This window comes from Stappia indica (assembly GCF_020177335.1).
GTDB classification, from domain to species: domain Bacteria; phylum Pseudomonadota; class Alphaproteobacteria; order Rhizobiales; family Stappiaceae; genus Stappia; species Stappia indica_B.
Genome location: NZ_JAIVMG010000005.1, coordinates 65,705 through 82,024 on the forward strand (window position 1 = coordinate 65,705; position 16,320 = coordinate 82,024).

General features: G+C 65.2%; 11 protein-coding genes. 5 read left to right on the forward strand and 6 right to left on the reverse strand.

The window, feature by feature from the left end; translation table 11 throughout:
* Nucleotides 1-84: 84 nt before the first annotated feature.
* Nucleotides 85-483 carry a PilZ domain-containing protein gene (locus LC062_RS08715; protein WP_224910648.1) on the forward strand — a complete coding sequence of 133 codons (399 nt, stop codon included), beginning with the start codon at nt 85-87 and terminating at the stop codon, nt 481-483.
* A 24-nt stretch (nt 484-507) separates the two neighbouring features.
* Here the strand turns inward: LC062_RS08715 and LC062_RS08720 are convergent, their stop codons facing one another.
* Nucleotides 508-2,688 carry a malate synthase G gene (locus LC062_RS08720; RefSeq protein WP_224910649.1) on the reverse strand — a complete coding sequence of 727 codons (2,181 nt, stop codon included), beginning with the start codon at nt 2,686-2,688 and terminating at the stop codon, nt 508-510.
* A 315-nt stretch (nt 2,689-3,003) separates the two neighbouring features.
* On the opposite strand from LC062_RS08720, the gene LC062_RS08725 reads away from it, so the two are divergent.
* Nucleotides 3,004-3,927: a DMT family transporter gene (locus LC062_RS08725; protein WP_224910650.1), complete on the forward strand. Its 924-nt coding sequence runs from the start codon at nt 3,004-3,006 to the stop codon at nt 3,925-3,927.
* A gap of 114 nt (nt 3,928-4,041) precedes the next feature.
* Nucleotides 4,042-6,618, forward strand: coding sequence for a cation:proton antiporter (locus LC062_RS08730; RefSeq protein ID WP_224910651.1), 2,577 nt, complete (start codon nt 4,042-4,044; stop codon nt 6,616-6,618).
* 25 nt (nt 6,619-6,643) lie between these two features.
* On the opposite strand, the gene LC062_RS08735 is transcribed toward LC062_RS08730, so the two are convergent.
* Nucleotides 6,644-8,062 carry a sigma-54-dependent transcriptional regulator gene (locus LC062_RS08735; RefSeq protein ID WP_224910652.1) on the reverse strand — a complete coding sequence of 473 codons (1,419 nt, stop codon included), beginning with the start codon at nt 8,060-8,062 and terminating at the stop codon, nt 6,644-6,646.
* Nucleotides 8,063-8,863: 801 nt separating this feature from the next.
* Between LC062_RS08735 and LC062_RS08740 the strand changes: the two genes are divergently transcribed.
* The gene (locus LC062_RS08740) at nt 8,864-9,289 is read left to right on the forward strand and encodes a hypothetical protein (RefSeq protein ID WP_224910653.1); all 426 of its coding nucleotides are present in this window, start codon (nt 8,864-8,866) and stop codon (nt 9,287-9,289) included.
* A 58-nt stretch (nt 9,290-9,347) separates the two neighbouring features.
* Here LC062_RS08740 and LC062_RS08745 read toward each other — a convergent pair whose 3' ends face one another.
* The 4 genes from LC062_RS08745 to LC062_RS08760 all read right to left on the reverse strand — a co-directional run bounded on the left by LC062_RS08745 (nt 9,348) and on the right by LC062_RS08760 (nt 14,866).
* Nucleotides 9,348-11,468 (reverse strand): BTAD domain-containing putative transcriptional regulator, encoded by a 2,121-nt coding sequence (locus LC062_RS08745; RefSeq protein WP_224910654.1) that lies wholly within the window; start codon nt 11,466-11,468, stop codon nt 9,348-9,350.
* A 136-nt stretch (nt 11,469-11,604) separates the two neighbouring features.
* Complete coding sequence (locus LC062_RS08750; protein ID WP_224910655.1) at nt 11,605-12,924, reverse strand: YcaO-like family protein; 1,320 nt, start codon at nt 12,922-12,924, stop codon at nt 11,605-11,607.
* A 1,081-nt stretch (nt 12,925-14,005) separates the two neighbouring features.
* On the reverse strand, nt 14,006-14,203 hold the full coding sequence (locus LC062_RS21350; RefSeq protein ID WP_404829698.1) for a transposase: 198 nt from the start codon (nt 14,201-14,203) through the stop codon (nt 14,006-14,008).
* Between the two features lie 114 nt (nt 14,204-14,317).
* The gene (locus tag LC062_RS08760; RefSeq protein ID WP_224910829.1) at nt 14,318-14,866 is read right to left on the reverse strand and encodes a glyoxalase superfamily protein; all 549 of its coding nucleotides are present in this window, start codon (nt 14,864-14,866) and stop codon (nt 14,318-14,320) included.
* 502 nt (nt 14,867-15,368) lie between these two features.
* Between LC062_RS08760 and LC062_RS08765 the strand changes: the two genes are divergently transcribed.
* Nucleotides 15,369-16,295 carry a LysR family transcriptional regulator gene (locus LC062_RS08765; RefSeq protein ID WP_224910656.1) on the forward strand — a complete coding sequence of 309 codons (927 nt, stop codon included), beginning with the start codon at nt 15,369-15,371 and terminating at the stop codon, nt 16,293-16,295.
* Nucleotides 16,296-16,320 lie beyond the last annotated feature (25 nt).

The following is a 16,320-nucleotide window of genomic DNA, read 5'->3' on the forward strand; positions in this document are numbered from 1 at the left end:
GTTTCGAGTCAACGATCCATGGTACGATTGCCCGACACACGGGCCGATCAACGATTGGCAAGCACCCGGGAGGACTGCTGGCAGATGAAAGATGGTATCGCGCAGCGCCTGCCAGTCCCACTCGGACCGGCAACCGGAACCCAGCCTCATGAGCGGCGTCAGGCGCCGCGCGCCCGCGCCGCCTGTCAGGTGATGGTCATCACCATGAAGGGGCCCGTCCCGGCGCGGATGCTCGACATCAGCGTCACCGGCTGCTGCATCTCCTCGCACCTGTTGCCCGACGTCGCCGTCAGCGCCCGCATCGCCATCGTCTCACACGGGCTGGAGCTTCAGGCCGAGCAACGCTGGAAGGATGGCATTCTATCCGGCTGGCGCTTCGTCTACAGCGATGCGGAACAAGAGCGCCTGCGCCGCCTCCTCGCCCCGCACGGCCGGACCCGGACGCGCCGGGCGGACCGGCATTTCGGCCGCGCCATCACCTGACCGGATCGGGCACGGCCGCGCCGGTCACCGAAGACCGGCCGCCGCCTTGGCTTCCAGCCGGCGCGCGTGCAACACCGGCTCGGTGTAGCCGGAGGGCTGTTCGCGCCCCTTGAACACCAGATCGCAGGCCGCCTTGAAGGCAATCGAGCCATCGAAATCCGCCGCCATCGGCCGGTAGAGCGGATCGCCCGCGTTCTGGCCGTCGACCACGGCGGCCATGCGCTTCATCGTCTCCATCACCTGATCGGCGCTGCAAACCTCATGGCGCAGCCAGTTGGCGATGTGCTGGGAGGAAATGCGCAAGGTCGCCCGATCCTCCATCAGGCCGATGTCGTTGATATCCGGAACCTTGGAGCAGCCGACGCCCTGGTCCACCCAGCGCACCACGTAGCCGAGAATGCCTTGGGCGTTGTTGTCCAGTTCCGCCTGGATCTCGTCCGCCGTCCAGTTGGGACGTGCGGCCAGCGGGATCGACAGGATATCGTCAAGGCTGGCCCGTCCCCGCGCGCGCAGTTCCTGCTGGCGCGCCGCGACATCGACCAGGTGATAGTGCAGCGCGTGCAGCGTGGCGGCGGTGGGCGACGGCACCCAGGCGGTGTTGGCGCCGGCCATCGGGTGGCCGATCTTCTGCTCCAGCATCGCATGCATCAGGTCCGGCATGGCCCACATGCCCTTGCCGATCTGCGCATGGCCCGGCAACCCACATTCCAGACCGATATCCACGTTCCAGTTCTCATAGGCCTGGATCCAGGCCGCCCCCTTCATGTCGCCCTTGCGGATCATCGGCCCGGCTTCCATCGACGTGTGCATCTCGTCGCCGGTGCGGTCGAGGAACCCGGTGTTGATGAAGCAGACCCGGGCGGCAGCGGCACGGATGCACTCCTTGAGATTGATCGTGGTGCGCCGCTCCTCGTCCATGATGCCCATCTTCAGGGTGGCAGCGGCAAGGCCGAGCACCTCCTCGATGCGGGCGAACAGATGATCGGCGAAGGCCACCTCGTCCGGGCCGTGCATCTTCGGCTTGACCACATAGAAGGAGCCGGCACGGGAGTTCATCCGCAAGCCGCCACCATCCGCGCCGCCGGTGCCGATGTCATGCATCGCAATCGTCGCCGTCACCAGCCCGTCGAGGATGCCTTCGGGGATTTCCGCTCCCGAGGCGTCCAGCACCGCCGGGGTGGTCATCAGGTGACCGACATTGCGCACCAGCATCAGCGACCGGCCGTGAAGCGAAAATTCCGTGTCCCCCCCCGGCGCGGTGTAGCTGCGGTCACCGGCCATCTTGCGAACGACGGACCTGCCGCCCTTGTCGAAGGCGGCGACCAGATCGCCCTTGTTGAGGCCGAGCCAATTGCGATAGGCGACGACCTTGTCGTCCGCATCCACCGCCGCGACCGAATCCTCGCAGTCCATGATGGTCGAGACGGCGGCTTCCAGCACCACATCGGCGATGCCGGCGGGATCCTCTCCGCCGATCGGGTGCGTCGGGTCGATGACAATCTCGATATGCAGGCCATTCTTGCGCAAAAGCACCGCTTCGGGAGATGCCGCATCGCCGCGATAGCCGACGAACTGGGCCGGATCGGCCAGGGTCATCGCCCCGCCCGTGCCGTTCTCCACCCGCAAGGCGCCCTCCTCGACACGCAAGCCCGACGCCGCGGTCCAGTCGCCGGTCAGCGGCACGCGCTCGTTCAAGAGAGTCCGGGCGAAGGCGATCACCTCCGCCCCGCGCGCCGGATCGTAACCGCCGGCCTGCGGCAAACTGCCCATGGCATCGGTGCCATAGAGCGCGTCATAGAGTGATCCCCAACGGGCATTGGCGGCATTGAGCGCATAGCGGGCGTTGGTGATCGGCACCACAAGCTGCGGCCCGGCAAGCTCGGCGATCTCCGGATCCACATTGGCGGTGGTCACCGAGAAATCCGCGCCTTCCGGCACCAGATAGCCGATCTCGGTCAGGAAGGCCTTGTAGGTCGGCGCATCGACCGGCCCCGGATTTGCCCGGTGCCAGGCGTCGATCCGGCTTTGCATGTCGTCGCGGATCGCCAGAAGCTCGCGATTGCGCGGTGCGAATTCCTCGACGAGCCCGGCAAGACCGCTCCAGAAACGTTCCGCATCGACGCCGGTGCCCGGAAGCGCCTCCTCATTGACGAACCGATAAAGGTTCTGCGCAACCTTGAGGCCAGCAATCTCGATCCTGTCCATGGTGTCGGGCTCTCCAGCAATGTTCGGGCGCCAGCACCGTGACGGATGGCGGCGGCGACGATGTTTGAAATCGGGACCGCATCATCGAAAAGCGGACATACCCCGTCAATTGTTCCCTAATCGAAAAGACTTCCTCCCTGAGGGAAACAATCCAGCACGCGGGGGGAGCGTGGAAGGGACAGCCGACGCTTGCAACCGGGCAGCGCATTCGTCATACGATAGCACTCTCGGCCCACCGCCTTCGCCCGGGCCCTTTCCCGATCCGGCCGTTCGCCGCGACGCCCCTCCCGGTCGTCCTCACCTTGATGAGATCCCATGCCCGTCACCGGTCCATCCCTTCTGACCCGCTTTTATGCGCGCCCCATCCTGCTGCTGGTACTGGTCACCCTGTTCTGGGCCGGCAACACCATCGCCGGCCGCCTTGCCATTGGCGAGGTCTCGCCGCTGGCGGTGGTGTTCCTGCGCTGGGTGATGGTGTCGGGCCTGATGGTGGTGCTTTACGGGCGTCAGGTGAAGGCCGAATGGCCGATGCTGAAGCAGCACCTGCCGGTAATGGCGCTGATGGGAACCCTTGGGTTCACCGCCTTCAACGCGCTGTTCTATGTCGCCGCCCACAGCACCACCGCGCTCAATCTCGGCATCCTGCAAGGGTCCATGCCGATGTTCGTGCTGCTCGGCGCCCTGGTGTTGCTGCGCGCGCCGGTGCGCGCGGTGCAGGTTCTCGGCGTGGTGGTGACCATGGCCGGGGTCGCGCTGATCGCCAGCCAGGGCGATCTGTCCCGGCTGGCCACGCTGGAGGTCAATCCCGGCGACGGGCTGATGATTCTCGCCTGCCTGTTCTATTCGGTCTACGCGGTGCTCTTGCGCAACCGGCCGGCTGTGTCCGGCATGGTGTTCTTCACAGTGCTGTCGGTGATCGCCGCCCTCGTCTCCCTGCCGGTCTTCGCCATAGAACTGGTGCAGGGAACCCAGCAATGGCCAACCGCCAAGGGATGGCTGGTGGTGGGCTATATCGCCCTGTTCCCCTCGTTCCTGTCGCAGATCTTCTTCATGCGCGGGGTCGAGCTGATCGGACCCGAGCGGGCCGGCGTCTTCATCAACCTGGTGCCGATCTTCTCCTCGTTTCTCGCCGTCGCCCTTTTGGGAGAGCCATTCCACCTCTATCATGCGGCGGCACTGGCGCTGGTGCTGCTGGGCATCGCGCTGTCGGAACGCAAGCCGCGACCGGTCATGGGCTGACCGGATCCGCGCCGGTCGCCGGCAACGACCAGGATGGCCAAAATCAGGCAAGCGGGCGACAAATTCTCGTAATTTCGCCTCGCAACTGTCGCATCAAGCGGCGATAGGGAGAGTATGAACGCACCGCTCGTCACCGTCGGCATCGCCGGACTGCTCGTCGTCATCTCGCTGATCCAGCCGCTGGCGCGGCGCCTGCGGGTTGCCCCTTCCGTTCTGCTGGCCGTGGTCGGCGTCGCCATCGGCCTGCTCGCCACCTGGCTGCTCTATACGCCGAAGACCAACACCTTCAACGAAATCGCCGGGCTGTTCGTCAACTTCCCGATGGATTCCCAGGCGATCCTCTATGTCTTCCTGCCGCTGCTGCTGTTCCAGACCACCCTGACGCTGGACGTGCGGCGGATGGCCGAGGATGGCGGGGTGATCTTCGTCATGGCGGTGGTCGCGGTCTTGGTCGCCACCGCCTTCATCGGTCTGGCCCTTTCGCCGTTTACCAGCGTGTCGCTCATCGCCTGCCTGCTGCTCGGCGCCATCGTCGCCACCACCGACCCGGTAGCGGTCGTCGCGATCTTTCGCGACATCGGCGCCCCGGCCCGGCTGGGACGGCTGGTGGAAGGCGAAAGCCTGCTCAACGACGCGGCCGCGATCGCGCTGTTCACGATCCTGCTCGGCGTGCTCACCGGCTCCGCCACGGCGGATGTGGAAACCGGCCTGATCCTTTTCCTCAAGAGCTTCGGCGGCGGTCTGGCCATCGGCTATATCGGCGGCCAGGTGCTGATCCACGTGTTGCCGCTGGTGCGCGATTTCCGCCTGGCGCAGGTGACCCTCAGCGTCGCCCTGCCTTATCTGGTGTATGTGGTCGCCGAGCATTTCGCCGGGGTGTCCGGTGTGGTCGCGGTGGTTGGCGCCGGCATCCTGATCAATCTGGTCGGCCCCTCCCGGGTCACCCCCGATGGCTGGACCTACCTCAACGACGTGTGGGAGCAGATCGCCTTCTGGGCCTCCTCCCTGATCTTCGTGCTGGCCTCGATCCTCGTGCCCAAGCTGCTGGTCGATGTGGGCTGGAACGATATCCTGCTGCTGGCGATCGTCGTCGTCTCCGCCCTGGCCGCGCGGGCGGTGATCCTCTATGCGCTGCTGCCGGTGCTCGCCGCGCTGAAGCTGACACAGCCGGTCAGCCGCCCCTTCATGGCGGTGATCCTGTGGGGCGGCATGCGCGGCGCCATCACCCTGACCCTGGCGCTTGGCGTGACCGAGAACCCGGCGATCGATCCGGAGGTGCAGCGGTTCGTTGCCGTTCTGGCCACCGGCTTCGTGCTGTTCACGCTGCTGGTCTACGGCACCACGCTGAAGTCACTGATCAAGCTGCTGAAGCTCGACCGTCTGGCGCCGCTCGACGCGGCGATGCGCAACCAGGTTCTGGCCTTCGCGCTCAACAACGTGCGCGAGGGGGTTGCCCGGGCGGTAACCCAGTATCACATCGCCCCCGGCCCGGCGGATCAGGTGGACGCGCCCTACCGGGCCCGCGCGGCGGAAGCCGCCGATGGCGCCGCCCGTTCGGAGGATATTCTAGACCGGGACCGGGTCACCATCGGCCTGGTGGCGATTTCCAACCGGGAGCGGGAAATCGTCCTGCGCCACCTGCGCCAGCGCACGGCCTCGATCCACACCGCCGAGAACCTTCTGGCCAAGATCGGCCGGATCGGCGACCGGGCGCGGGCCGGCGGCCGTGTCGAATACAACCGCGGCGCCCGGGACTCCCTCGACTTTCCGATCACCATGCGGCTGGCGCAATGGGTACAACGGCGGCTGAAATACGAACGCTGGCTGGCCCGCCTGCTGGCGGACCGCTACGAAAGCCTGCTGCTCAGCCGCATCGTGCTGGATGAGCTGATCGCCTTCACCGGCGACAAGATCCCTCCGCTGCTCGGCAGCCGGGTCGGGGAAATCCTGACGGAAATCCTCGCCAACCGGCGCGAGGCGACGACCACTGCGCTGGAGGCCCTGCGCCTGCAATACCCCGACTACGCGGACAGCCTCGACCAGCGCTTCCTGCAAAAAGCCGCCCTCAGGCTGGAGGAAGACGGCTATCGCGCGCTGTTCTCGCAGAACCTGATCGGCGCCGAGCTTTATTCGCACCTGTCGCAGAGCGTTCAGGAAGCGCGCGCGGAAGCCGACCGCCGTCCCCGGCTCGATCTTGGCATGCGCACGGAGGAACTGACCGCGAACCTGCCGCTGTTCCATGACCTGCCCGCCGATCGCATTGCCGCGATTTCCCGTCTGATGCGCCCGCGGTTCGCCGTTCCGGGCGACCTACTGGTGCGCAAGGGCGAGCGGGGCGATGCGGCCTATTTCATCTCCTCCGGCGCCGTCGAGGTCGCGACGGGCGACCGGCGCATCCGGCTTGGCCGGGGAGACTGTTTCGGCGAGATCGCCCTTCTGACCGGCGGACCACGCACGGCGGATGTGCGTGCGCTCGGCTACTGTCACCTTCTGGTGCTGTCGCGCAGCGATTTTGACAAGCTGACGGCAAAAGATCCGACGTTGCGCCAGCACATCAGCGAAATTGCCCGTCAGCGCCAGGCGATGAACGCGCTGCCGGCCGATGACGGCCCGGCGCAGGAGGAGATTGCGGCCAGTGACGCCACCGGGGCCGATACGGAGCGCAAGACGCGCCCGTCGGCCGCGGATTGAACGGCGTGCGAGGACGCAGAAAAGCTCACTCGCCCGGGCTTTTCTGCTCCTGTCCCCAGATCTGGATGCGCCGGTAGAGCGTCGAGGGGCTGACGCCCAGCGCATTCGCCGCCCGGGGGATGTTGCCGCCGCAGGCCTCGATGGCACGCTCGATGGTCCGGCGGATCACCTGATCGAGTGGCTCGATCGCCTCAGGCGCAGGTGGCGGTGCACCGCGTCCCAAGCCTCCCGAGCCCACAGGCGCATCCCCGGCGGCAGCCGCCGGGACCGCAGGCTCGGAGCCTCCGGCGAACACCGGCAGCATGGTTTCATCCATCATCTCGCCATTGTTGAGCACCACCGCGCTGCGGATCACGTTCTGCAACTGGCGAATGTTGCCCGGCCAGGGATAGGTCAGAAGTCGCTGTTCGCAGGCGGGCGTAAACCCCTTGAAGCCCTTGCCGTCCTCGCGGGAAAACCGATCCAGGAAATGGCGGGCGATCAGAATCACATCATCGTCGCGGTCGCGCAGCGCCGGCAGTTCCACCGGCACCACATGCAGCCGGTAATACAGGTCCTCACGGAACCGGCCGGCGGCCACTTCCCCGATCGGATCCCGGTTGGTCGCGCAGACGATGCGCACATCGACGGGCCGCACCTTGTCCTCGCCCACCCGCTGCACGGTCTTTTCCTGCAGGAAGCGCAACATCTTCGATTGCAGCCGCGCATCCATCTCGCACACTTCGTCGAGAAACAGCGTGCCGCCATCGGCGGAGAGCACCGCCCCTTGCCGGTCCGCGAGGGCGCCGGTGAAAGCGCCCTTGACGTGGCCGAAGATCTCGCTTTCCAGAAGATCGCGCGGGATCGCGGCGCAGTTGATCGAGATCATCGGCCCATCGGCCCGCTTGCTGAGCCGATGCAGGGCATTGGCACAGAGTTCCTTGCCCGTGCCACTTTCCCCGGTGATGAACACGGTGGCATTGGTCGGCGCCGCATTGCCGATGATGCGGTAGACAGTCTGCATGGCGTAGGATCGGCCGATCATGCCCTCGAACCGGTCCGAGCCCAATTCCTGCAGCCGGTTGGCCAGGTTCAGGCGGTCGAAGGCATTGCGGATGGTCACGCGCAGTCGGTCGGCGCTGAACGGCTTCATGACGAAGTCGAACGCACCTTCGCGCATGGCCTCCACCGCCATGCTCACCGAGGCCTTGCCGGTGATGATCACCACCTCGCACGGAATCTCCCGCGCCTTGATCTGCCTGAGCAGATCGAGGCCATTGCCGTCCGGCAGATTGACGTCGAGAACAACGACGCCGGGCGCCTCATGGCCAATGAAGGCCATCGCCTCGGCACCCGTCGAAACCGCATGGACGTCCCACCCCTGAGGCGCGAGATACGCCTTGTAGGTTTCCGCCAATGCGCACGTGTCCTCCACGAGCAGAACCTTGGGTTCGCTCCGAATCATGTCTGGTCACCCACCCCTGTTCACGCCATGGAACGCCGCAGCGGTCAGCAGAAACCTCCAACTCCGGGGAGGTTATCCGGCGCACCATACGGCGACCTTAGGGCATCGGGCTCCGGCATGAAACCGGCCAGATACACAATCACGGGTTAAACGCCGATGCAAACACACCAGAGAGCCTCCGCCTCCCCCGGCAGGCCCTCGTTTTCCTCCCGACAGCTCCTCCTACCCATGCCATCGGGTGCCAGATCTGCACCTGGCCTCTCTCACCTTCGCCGAAGCGCTTTCGCAGTGCCGAATAACGATCACATCACAGCATCAGCGTCCGTTCAATCTGGATGCCTACACTGTACGACGGTGGAACCGGCATGGAGGCGACAGGATCATTGCCTGGTCGACCGCCTTGGACACAGGCCCCCAGGTCGCCACAGCCATCGGCGCGCCTGTCGTCGCAAAAGGAAGCCGCGCTGTGGGGTGACACGCTGACGACAGCATAGACATCGCCCCCTACCGGGCCATCGCAATCACCGATCCGCCGCCGCTGCTGTATTTCCTGGTCGAGGCAACCGCGTCCAACAACGGCCACAGACCGGGGCCACTCGCATGGATTGCAATTGCAAATGCCACCTACCAATACCTTGACGATCATACCCACAAGGCGTCTAATTCCGTGGTTGCCGGGGAGGCGGCCAAGGTGGTTTTCGGCCCGGACGTCCCCAACACCATGCTGGAGTTGATAAAATGGACAGACCGCAATCTGAATATGAGAGAGAAGACTTTCAGGTGCAGAGCGCTCCCTCTTTCATGACCTCCACATCACGTAAGGAAAGCCCTCCCGCACCACAGCAATTCGAGCGCATCAAGATCCACGATCACAAGGCGTTCGGCCGGCTGATTGCCGACTACGCTATCGGTCGCAAGCCCTGGCCGGAGACCCTTGCCGAGTTCAAGGCCGAGGTCGAAGGGCGGAACATCGCTTCGGTGCCCGACCGGCTCAAGGCGATTCAGGTGGTGCAGCCCTCGGAGGAGGTCTTCTTCCTGCGCCTGCCGCCCCGCAAGATCATCGCCCAGTCGCTGGACCGGTTCGCCCGTCACGACGCCGACGGCTCGACCGAGCGCTATCCGCTGCCGCCCTTCTACGCCGACATGGTCTGCGGCGAGGAGCAGCTCACCCATTCGGACTTCTTCCTCAGCCGGGTGGCCGATTACACCATCGCCGTGTGCACCTGACCGGCATCCGCTCTGGTAGCCGGGCGCGCCCCTTGCACGGCGCTCGCCCGGCCCCGCGTCAGGAGCCAGCGGGGGCCGGCTCGGATGGCGGCGCCAGATCGGACGGCAGGGTCAACCCAGCCTGGGACAGCCCGTCCTGCAGGCTTTGCCAGACCGCCGGATCACTGATTGGAAAACAGTTGCCGACCCAGCGGGCGATCTCCTCGCGGGAGGGCTTTTCCGGACGCACCCAGCGTTCGGCGATGTGCTGTTCAAGCTCCCGGCGCTGCGCCTGCGCCTCGGCGACATCGCCGATCTGCGCGAGAGCGGCAACATACCAGGCCTCAACGCCGAGATAGCCACCGCTGAGATAGCGAAACGCAGTGATGCAGGCCTGGTAGTCGCCGCAAAGGAACATGATGCCGACGTAGTAGCTCCAGTGCAGCGGCGAGGTCAGCAGACCGGTCTGGCGCTGCTGGCGAGCGATCCGCCCCGCCTCCTCCCGATACCCGTAGTAGGCCAGCCCGTGCGCTGCCGAAAGCGCCGTCCAGGGGTCGTTGTCATTGAGTTCGAGCGCCTGGCGGTGATGTGCCTCGGCCTGTTGGAAACGGCGCTGCAAGGCAGCGGTCCAGGCCATGCACAGATGCGCACGGGAATCGAACGGGTCTAGCCCCAACGCCGTGCGCGCGAGTGCCGCCGCGTGATCGAGGGTCTCCGGCGACTGGCGCGCCCCGGGAAAGATGATGTGCCGGGAATTGATGATCTGTGCGAGGCTGCTATAGGCCGGCCCGAAATCCGGATTTTCCTTGATGATCTCGGAGATCATCGCCTCGGCCCGCCGCGATTCCTCGATTTTCCAGGTGAAATGCAGCCGCTGCCCCATCAGCAGCCGGTCATAGTGATCGAGCGTGGCCTCTGGCATGCGCGACAGATTGGCGAGCCGTTCGGCGGAAATGTTGACGTTCATGGCCAGCGCGATCTCGGCGACGAGGCTGGACTGGCGCGTGAACAATTCGCCAATACCGACCTCGGAGTTACGGCCCCAGACATAGGCATTCGTACGCCAGTTCTTGACCGTTACCGAATAGGAAACGCTGTGCTGCGAGCGCATGGCACTGATCGCCACCCGGTAAAGCGGTGTCGACGAAGCCGACAGCTCTTCCGTCAGCCCGTCGGCGACCGACCATTCGCGAAACCGCACGAGGCGGGAGATCAGGTCATGCCGGAACACGCGAGCCAGGCGAGCGTCCGCTCCGGTTTCGTCGACCTGCAGGATCTCGTCGACGATGATCACCGGGCGCGGGCCATCGGCCGGATGCACAGCGCCCTCCCCGCCGCCGCTTGTCACAGGCTCGGCAGCAGGAGCCGCGCCGCCCTCGGCCGCGGGGGTCTGACGCAGCCAGGAGGGGAAGCGGCCGAGCTTGATGTCAACGATCAGCGCCTGTGTCTCCCGCGCCGGCTGGGTGTCGAACTCCTCTTCAAGGACGTTCCACAGATCCTCATAGGCCCTCAAGGCCGCCGTATAGTCGCCACGCGCGGCGCGGGCGGTGATGAAGGCACGACACGCCGGCTCGTGGGTCGGGTCGAGGTTGAGAAGGGCCACCGCCGCATCCTCGACCTGGTCCCAGTTGCCCTCACGTACCACAATCATCGGCTCCAGCATGCCACGCAGCCGGTCATGCACCTGCTGGCGGCGGACACGCAGCCAGGCGGTGAACGGATCGGCGAGCATCTCGCCGCCCTCGAACAAGCGCTCCGACAGTCGCTTTTCCGACAACAGCCGCGGGGCGATTGCCGTCCCAGCCTCCAGAACCTGATCGAGATCGATCCGCACGCGCGACAGGTCGATGCTGATGCAGACCTTGTCGGAGCTCAGCGCATCGAAGCCGACCACCTCCAGATTGCGCCGGAGAATCAGCAAGGTCTGGCGCAGCGAGGAGCGGGCGTGATGCTCGGAGCTATCGCCCCAGAACAGATTCGCGGCCAGCTCCCGCGACAGCCGCCCGTCCGGGCTGAGGCACAGATAGCCCAAGAGCCCCTCCGCCTTGCGCGAGCGAAAGACGATCGGCTTCCCGCCAATCTCGAAACGCGGCGTCCCCAGCAGCCACGCATGGAGGAGCGGCCGGACACCATCGGGTCCGGGAACCGCATCCCCTTGTGCCTGCTCAGCCGCCCTGGCGTCATCCACGATCGCTGCCATCCCGCATCTTGCGCGCGCGATTGCCGACAGGTTATCCCGCCGGGCAATGCACTCCTTGCATTTCTTTTTTCCAAGGCTCCCCCGACACGGAGGCGCCTCGTCGCCAGCGCCCCCACCCCGCCCACCATCCGGGGTGCTAGTAAAGCCCCACCCGTTCGGCGGCCGTATCATCTCCACTGGATCGCCTTTGAGTTGCCAAACGCTCCAATACCACATCCGAGGGGTCAGGTTGCAATCCGGTGATCAACATACGCGATACATAAATTCCGATGTCCTGCCGGGTCAGATCCACCCGATGCACGGCAAATCCCTGCCCCGCCAAGCGCTCCACCAGATCGGGCAACAGCGCTTCCGGCTCTTCCGGCAAGGGCGCTGCCGGTGGCAGGGCAGGCCCAGCGGGATGCAGGATCGGCCAATCGCCCGCAACCCCGGTGCTGCGGCGCAGGTGCCGCCGATCCATGTCGTTCAGCGCCTCCTCCCCGCTTTCCAGCCGTTTCGCCGCCACGACCCGGTCGGCAAGCTCGATCTGCATCAGCTCTTCCAGCGCGGCAAGGCGCGCCGCATCCGGACACGCGCGCGCGGCAAAGCCATAGCAAAACCCCCGTCCCTGACTGTCCACCGACAGGGCGGCGGCAACGGGAACGCCAATCTCGCCGGTAAGGTCGAGAAACCACGTCCGCCGATCCCGCGCATCGGCACGATACCGCGTCAGCCTGGCTCCCGTCTCGCCGGAAAGAAGCTCCTCCAGCGACACCGCGCGGCCGCGCCGCCCTCCGCGCCACCACAGCGCCACCGCATCCCGTTCGATCCACTCCAGGATCGCCCGGCAATCGGCTTCCCACCCGTTCCGACCGGCTGCGACACCGAGCCCCATGGCGAAACTCAGCCCATTGGCGAACCGTCCTTGCGAGCGACGCCAGCACAGGGCGGCGGGAAGACGCACCCAAACCCCGTCGGCCAGGCGCAACGCCGCGATATCGTCGCCGGCCCGCAGCTCCGCCGTCCCCAGCAGCGGCCACAAGGGCGCGCATTCTTCCTCGGTCGACGTCAGGGTCTCGTCTGCGGGCTGGGCACGGGTTTCCCCCTCGGTCTCGAATTGGGAGACGAACTCCACGGCTTCGGCAACACAGGCGCGAAACGCGCTCAGCCGATCTGAGCCAACGCCGGAAACGGAGGTACGTGCATCATGCAGCGCGCCAAAGGCCGCGCTGGAAACCTGTGCTCCGAAACAACCGAGTCCCGGCGCATCCGGAACCGGAAGTTCGAACAACCGGTCAAGCCGCGCCGCTGCCCGCAGCAATGCCGCGAAATCGCGATCCGCGTCCCTGACCTCTGCCTCCCCGGCCCCGACGCCGCGCAGCAGGCGCCAGGCAGCACCCGCAACCGCCTCGGGCAATGGCAGGCCGGCCACAAGATCGGCTGCGGCCCTCAGGGCCTCTCGGGTTTCCTCGCGCATTCGGTTCCCTCCAGATAGGTTCGGGACAAGCCCACAACCGCTTATCCTACCGGCGTTTTCCCCTCGCCGCAGACCCGACACATTCGCATATTTGAAAATCACGCACAGATAACGCTGGCTGGTGTTGGATGCATCCGTGGCAACGACGAGGCGTTGTCGCGGCTTGGAAGATATCGGTTTTTCAGTTTGACGAGTGCCCTTGAGGGCTGCGGTCGGCTCTCCGCCGCATGTCGGGATGGTTCGCCCCGTTCCGGCAGAATGCAGACCTCAAGACACATGCGGACCGCCTTGAACTTGTTTCAAGCCTCCGGATCGCACGTGACCCAACTGGGCCGGGTTGAACCTCAACCCGGCCCGTTTTTCACCTCGTCAAACAGCAGTCGGAGCGACTATCGCCCCGGCATAGGGGGGCGACAGAACAGAACCTGATGTCCCGACGCCAGTCGGGACGGTCTGGCGGATGAAGGTGCCTGAGGTGGAGCAGGCCTGAAATGAGGCACACGGGCAGGCGGTGTATGGCTTGCTGCATGTGGTCTCGGGATGGAATGAGCGCCTGACGGCAGATCTTCCATCCTCCATGTCGTTTCGAGGAGGATTCGGCATGGCATCCGCCGACCATTTTTCTACCCGCGGGTCATGCCGTGACAGATCACTGCATTGTATCCGATGGGCGACAGCGTAGCCTGCGGCGCAATCTGAAAAAAGCCTGCAGGCACGAGGGCGATAGAAACGGCGAGCAGACGAAAACAGGCAGACCGGGGGAAGTTGGGGGGAATTTCAGAGCGCTTCGGCGCAGGGTTTATTTGCCTGACGGCACAGGAAGTTTCACAAAGTCATAGTCCGACCTTTGCAATCTGGATCGACCGCTCGCCCTCTCCAAACAAGGGCGGGCGGTTTTTTCTGACCAGGGGCACGTCCTTTTCCGTTCCGAAGAACTTTTCCATAACGGCAGTTCCAGGGTCCAGTTTCATAGATGAGTTCGAATTGGCTTGAGGCGGATTGCGCCTGACCAAGAAGCGGAAGCGCAGGAAATGCGGTTCATTTTCAAGCCTTTCGCGACCTATGAGCAGGCGCGAGCCGGTCAATCCTCACAAACGGCCAAGTCCGAGGCCTGCCCGGGAGGCAGGCAAAAGCCGAACGCCTCCGCCAGATCACGCCACGGCAAACCCGTCCGCGTGATCCGGAAGATGCCGTCCGGAACCTTGCGATGATCGTGCGGCAGACGGCCGCCGCGCGAACGCAGCTCAATCAGGAGCGGTGCGAAGAACGCCCGATCCACGTCGCTCAGCAGTCCTCGAACCAGCGCTGCCCTCCTCAAAGGGCAGCGTTGAACCATGGCTTCGGCGGATCGCCAATGCAGCACGGAGGGCCCAATTCACCCGAGACCAATGCTTTATCGGTGCTTGAGCTCCATGAACCGAATGCGGTTATTGAAGGGATCGATGACCTGCAGTTCTATCCGGCCATCCTCCTCCTGAAGTCCAGGCTTCATGTAGCGATAATCCTGGGCCTGAAGCTCTTTGTGAAGGTTGCGGATGCCCGTCATGTGGACGCACATGTTGCCACCGGGGCTCGCATCTCCCGCATGTTCAGATAAGTGCAGCCTGAGCCCTGATCGCGAGATCTGCATGTAGAGCGGGAAGTTGTCGCCGTAGCGGTGCTCCCAATCGACGGTGAAACCGAGAAATCCGAGGTAGAACTCGTTCGCCTTCTCGACATCGAAGATACGGACGATGGGCACCGCCTGTTCAAGGGAAATTCCCTCGTCGGATCGCGCGACCTCGTCATCGTCAATTTTCGCCGACAGGACATTCCAGTTCGACAGCCCGAACTGACGGGCGATGATTTCCAGTGCCTCGCTATGGGTGATCGTCGCCCCACGCTCGGCAAGTGCTTCCCGCATGGCTTTTGCCATGGCCTTTGCATCGCGATAGTCGCGCATGGCCGCTTCCTTCGTCCCGGCGAAGTCTTCGTCAGCGCCCGCATTGCCAACGCCTTCGCCCGACGGTTGAACGGTCAGGAAGGATTGAACGGGAGGCATTCGCCATTCCCCCTTTAGGGGGCGCGGGCTGCTGGCCGCCTCCAGCCATAAAGCCAGCATAGCGATGGGGTCCGCTGTTGTCAGCAAAGACGTTTCACAACGAAGATGGATCAGGTTTGTCCACACGACTTGGCGCCATGGCCCTCCCCGGGCTTGCCCGCTCACGATTCGCCGAGGGCAAAGGGCAAGACAGTGGATCCGGGGCGCGCCCGCTTTGGGGCAACCGCAAGCAAGACGCCTGGCAAGATCAGCGGTCAGACCGGCCACAGCGTCGCGTGACGGCAACAAAGGTTCGCGGCGAGCGCCGGTTTCCCGCAAAGGTTCGCGGTGGAGGCCGCTTCGGCTATTCTCCCGCTGGAGGAGGTGCCGGCAACACTCGGCACGCGGGAGACAGGACAATCATTTGAGCAATTTGCCCCCCATCGACCTTGCCGACCTGCGCGTTCTGGTCTCGCTGGCGGCGGAACGGCATTTCGCCAAGGCCGCCCGGGCCTGCAACATGTCCCAGCCGGCGCTGTCGGCACGTATCCGGCGCATGGAGGAGGCCTTCGCCGCGCCGCTGGTCGAGCGCGGCCAGCGCTTCGTCGGTTTCACCGAAGCCGGCGAGCGGGTACTGATCCGCGCACGCCGGGTGCTGGCGGACCTTGACGGGCTGCGGCAGGATGTGGCGGGCGGTGCCAGCCTGACCGGTCGGCTTCGCCTTGGCGTGGTACCGACGGCCACGCCGCTGGCAGGCCGGCTCGCCGCCATGCTGGCGGAGCGCTACCCCGGCATCCAGACCATGTGTGCCAGCCTGACATCGCGCGCCATCGAGGACGGCCTTGCCGACTTCACCCTTGATGCGGGGCTCACCTATCTCGGCAACGAGCCGCTCTCGCAGGTCGATACGCTGCCGCTGTTGCGCGAGACCTATTGCCTTGTCGGCCCGGAGCATCTGCTTGCCACCGCCGACGACCCGGTGCCCTGGAGTGCGCTCGACCAGTGGCCGCTTGCCCTCCTGACCCCGGACATGCAGAACCGCCGGATCCTCGACATTGCCTTTTCCAAGGCGGGGATCACCCCGAGGATCGCCTTTGAATCGAACAGCTTCCTGTCGATCCTCAGCCGTGCTGGCGTTGGCGCAAAGCGGGCGCAGACCGTCGCCATCCTGCCACGTCTCATCGTCGACATGCTGGGTGTCGCCCCGCTTGCCGTCAGGCCCCTCGCGCCGCATCCGTCGCGGCCACGGATCGGCCTGGTGGTGCCACAGCGACAGCCGGTCCCGCCCTTCGCCGAAGCCATCTGGCAGGTCGCCATGGAGGCGCGCGAGCCGCACGATAACCTGGCCTGATCAACCGATAGGCATTCGCGATTTG

Bases quoted from the DNA above. Each gene is read 5' to 3' on its own strand.
- LC062_RS08715 (WP_224910648.1), top strand. From the start codon at position 85: ATGAAAGATGGTATCGCGCAGCGCCTGCCAGTCCCACTCGGACCGGCA.
- LC062_RS08720 (WP_224910649.1), bottom strand. From the start codon at position 2,688: ATGGACAGGATCGAGATTGCTGGCCTCAAGGTTGCGCAGAACCTTTAT.
- LC062_RS08725 (WP_224910650.1), top strand. From the start codon at position 3,004: ATGCCCGTCACCGGTCCATCCCTTCTGACCCGCTTTTATGCGCGCCCC.
- LC062_RS08730 (WP_224910651.1), top strand. From the start codon at position 4,042: ATGAACGCACCGCTCGTCACCGTCGGCATCGCCGGACTGCTCGTCGTC.
- LC062_RS08735 (WP_224910652.1), bottom strand. From the start codon at position 8,062: ATGATTCGGAGCGAACCCAAGGTTCTGCTCGTGGAGGACACGTGCGCA.
- LC062_RS08740 (WP_224910653.1), top strand. From the start codon at position 8,864: ATGACCTCCACATCACGTAAGGAAAGCCCTCCCGCACCACAGCAATTC.
- LC062_RS08745 (WP_224910654.1), bottom strand. From the start codon at position 11,468: ATGGCAGCGATCGTGGATGACGCCAGGGCGGCTGAGCAGGCACAAGGG.
- LC062_RS08750 (WP_224910655.1), bottom strand. From the start codon at position 12,924: ATGCGCGAGGAAACCCGAGAGGCCCTGAGGGCCGCAGCCGATCTTGTG.
- LC062_RS08760 (WP_224910829.1), bottom strand. From the start codon at position 14,866: ATGCGCGACTATCGCGATGCAAAGGCCATGGCAAAAGCCATGCGGGAA.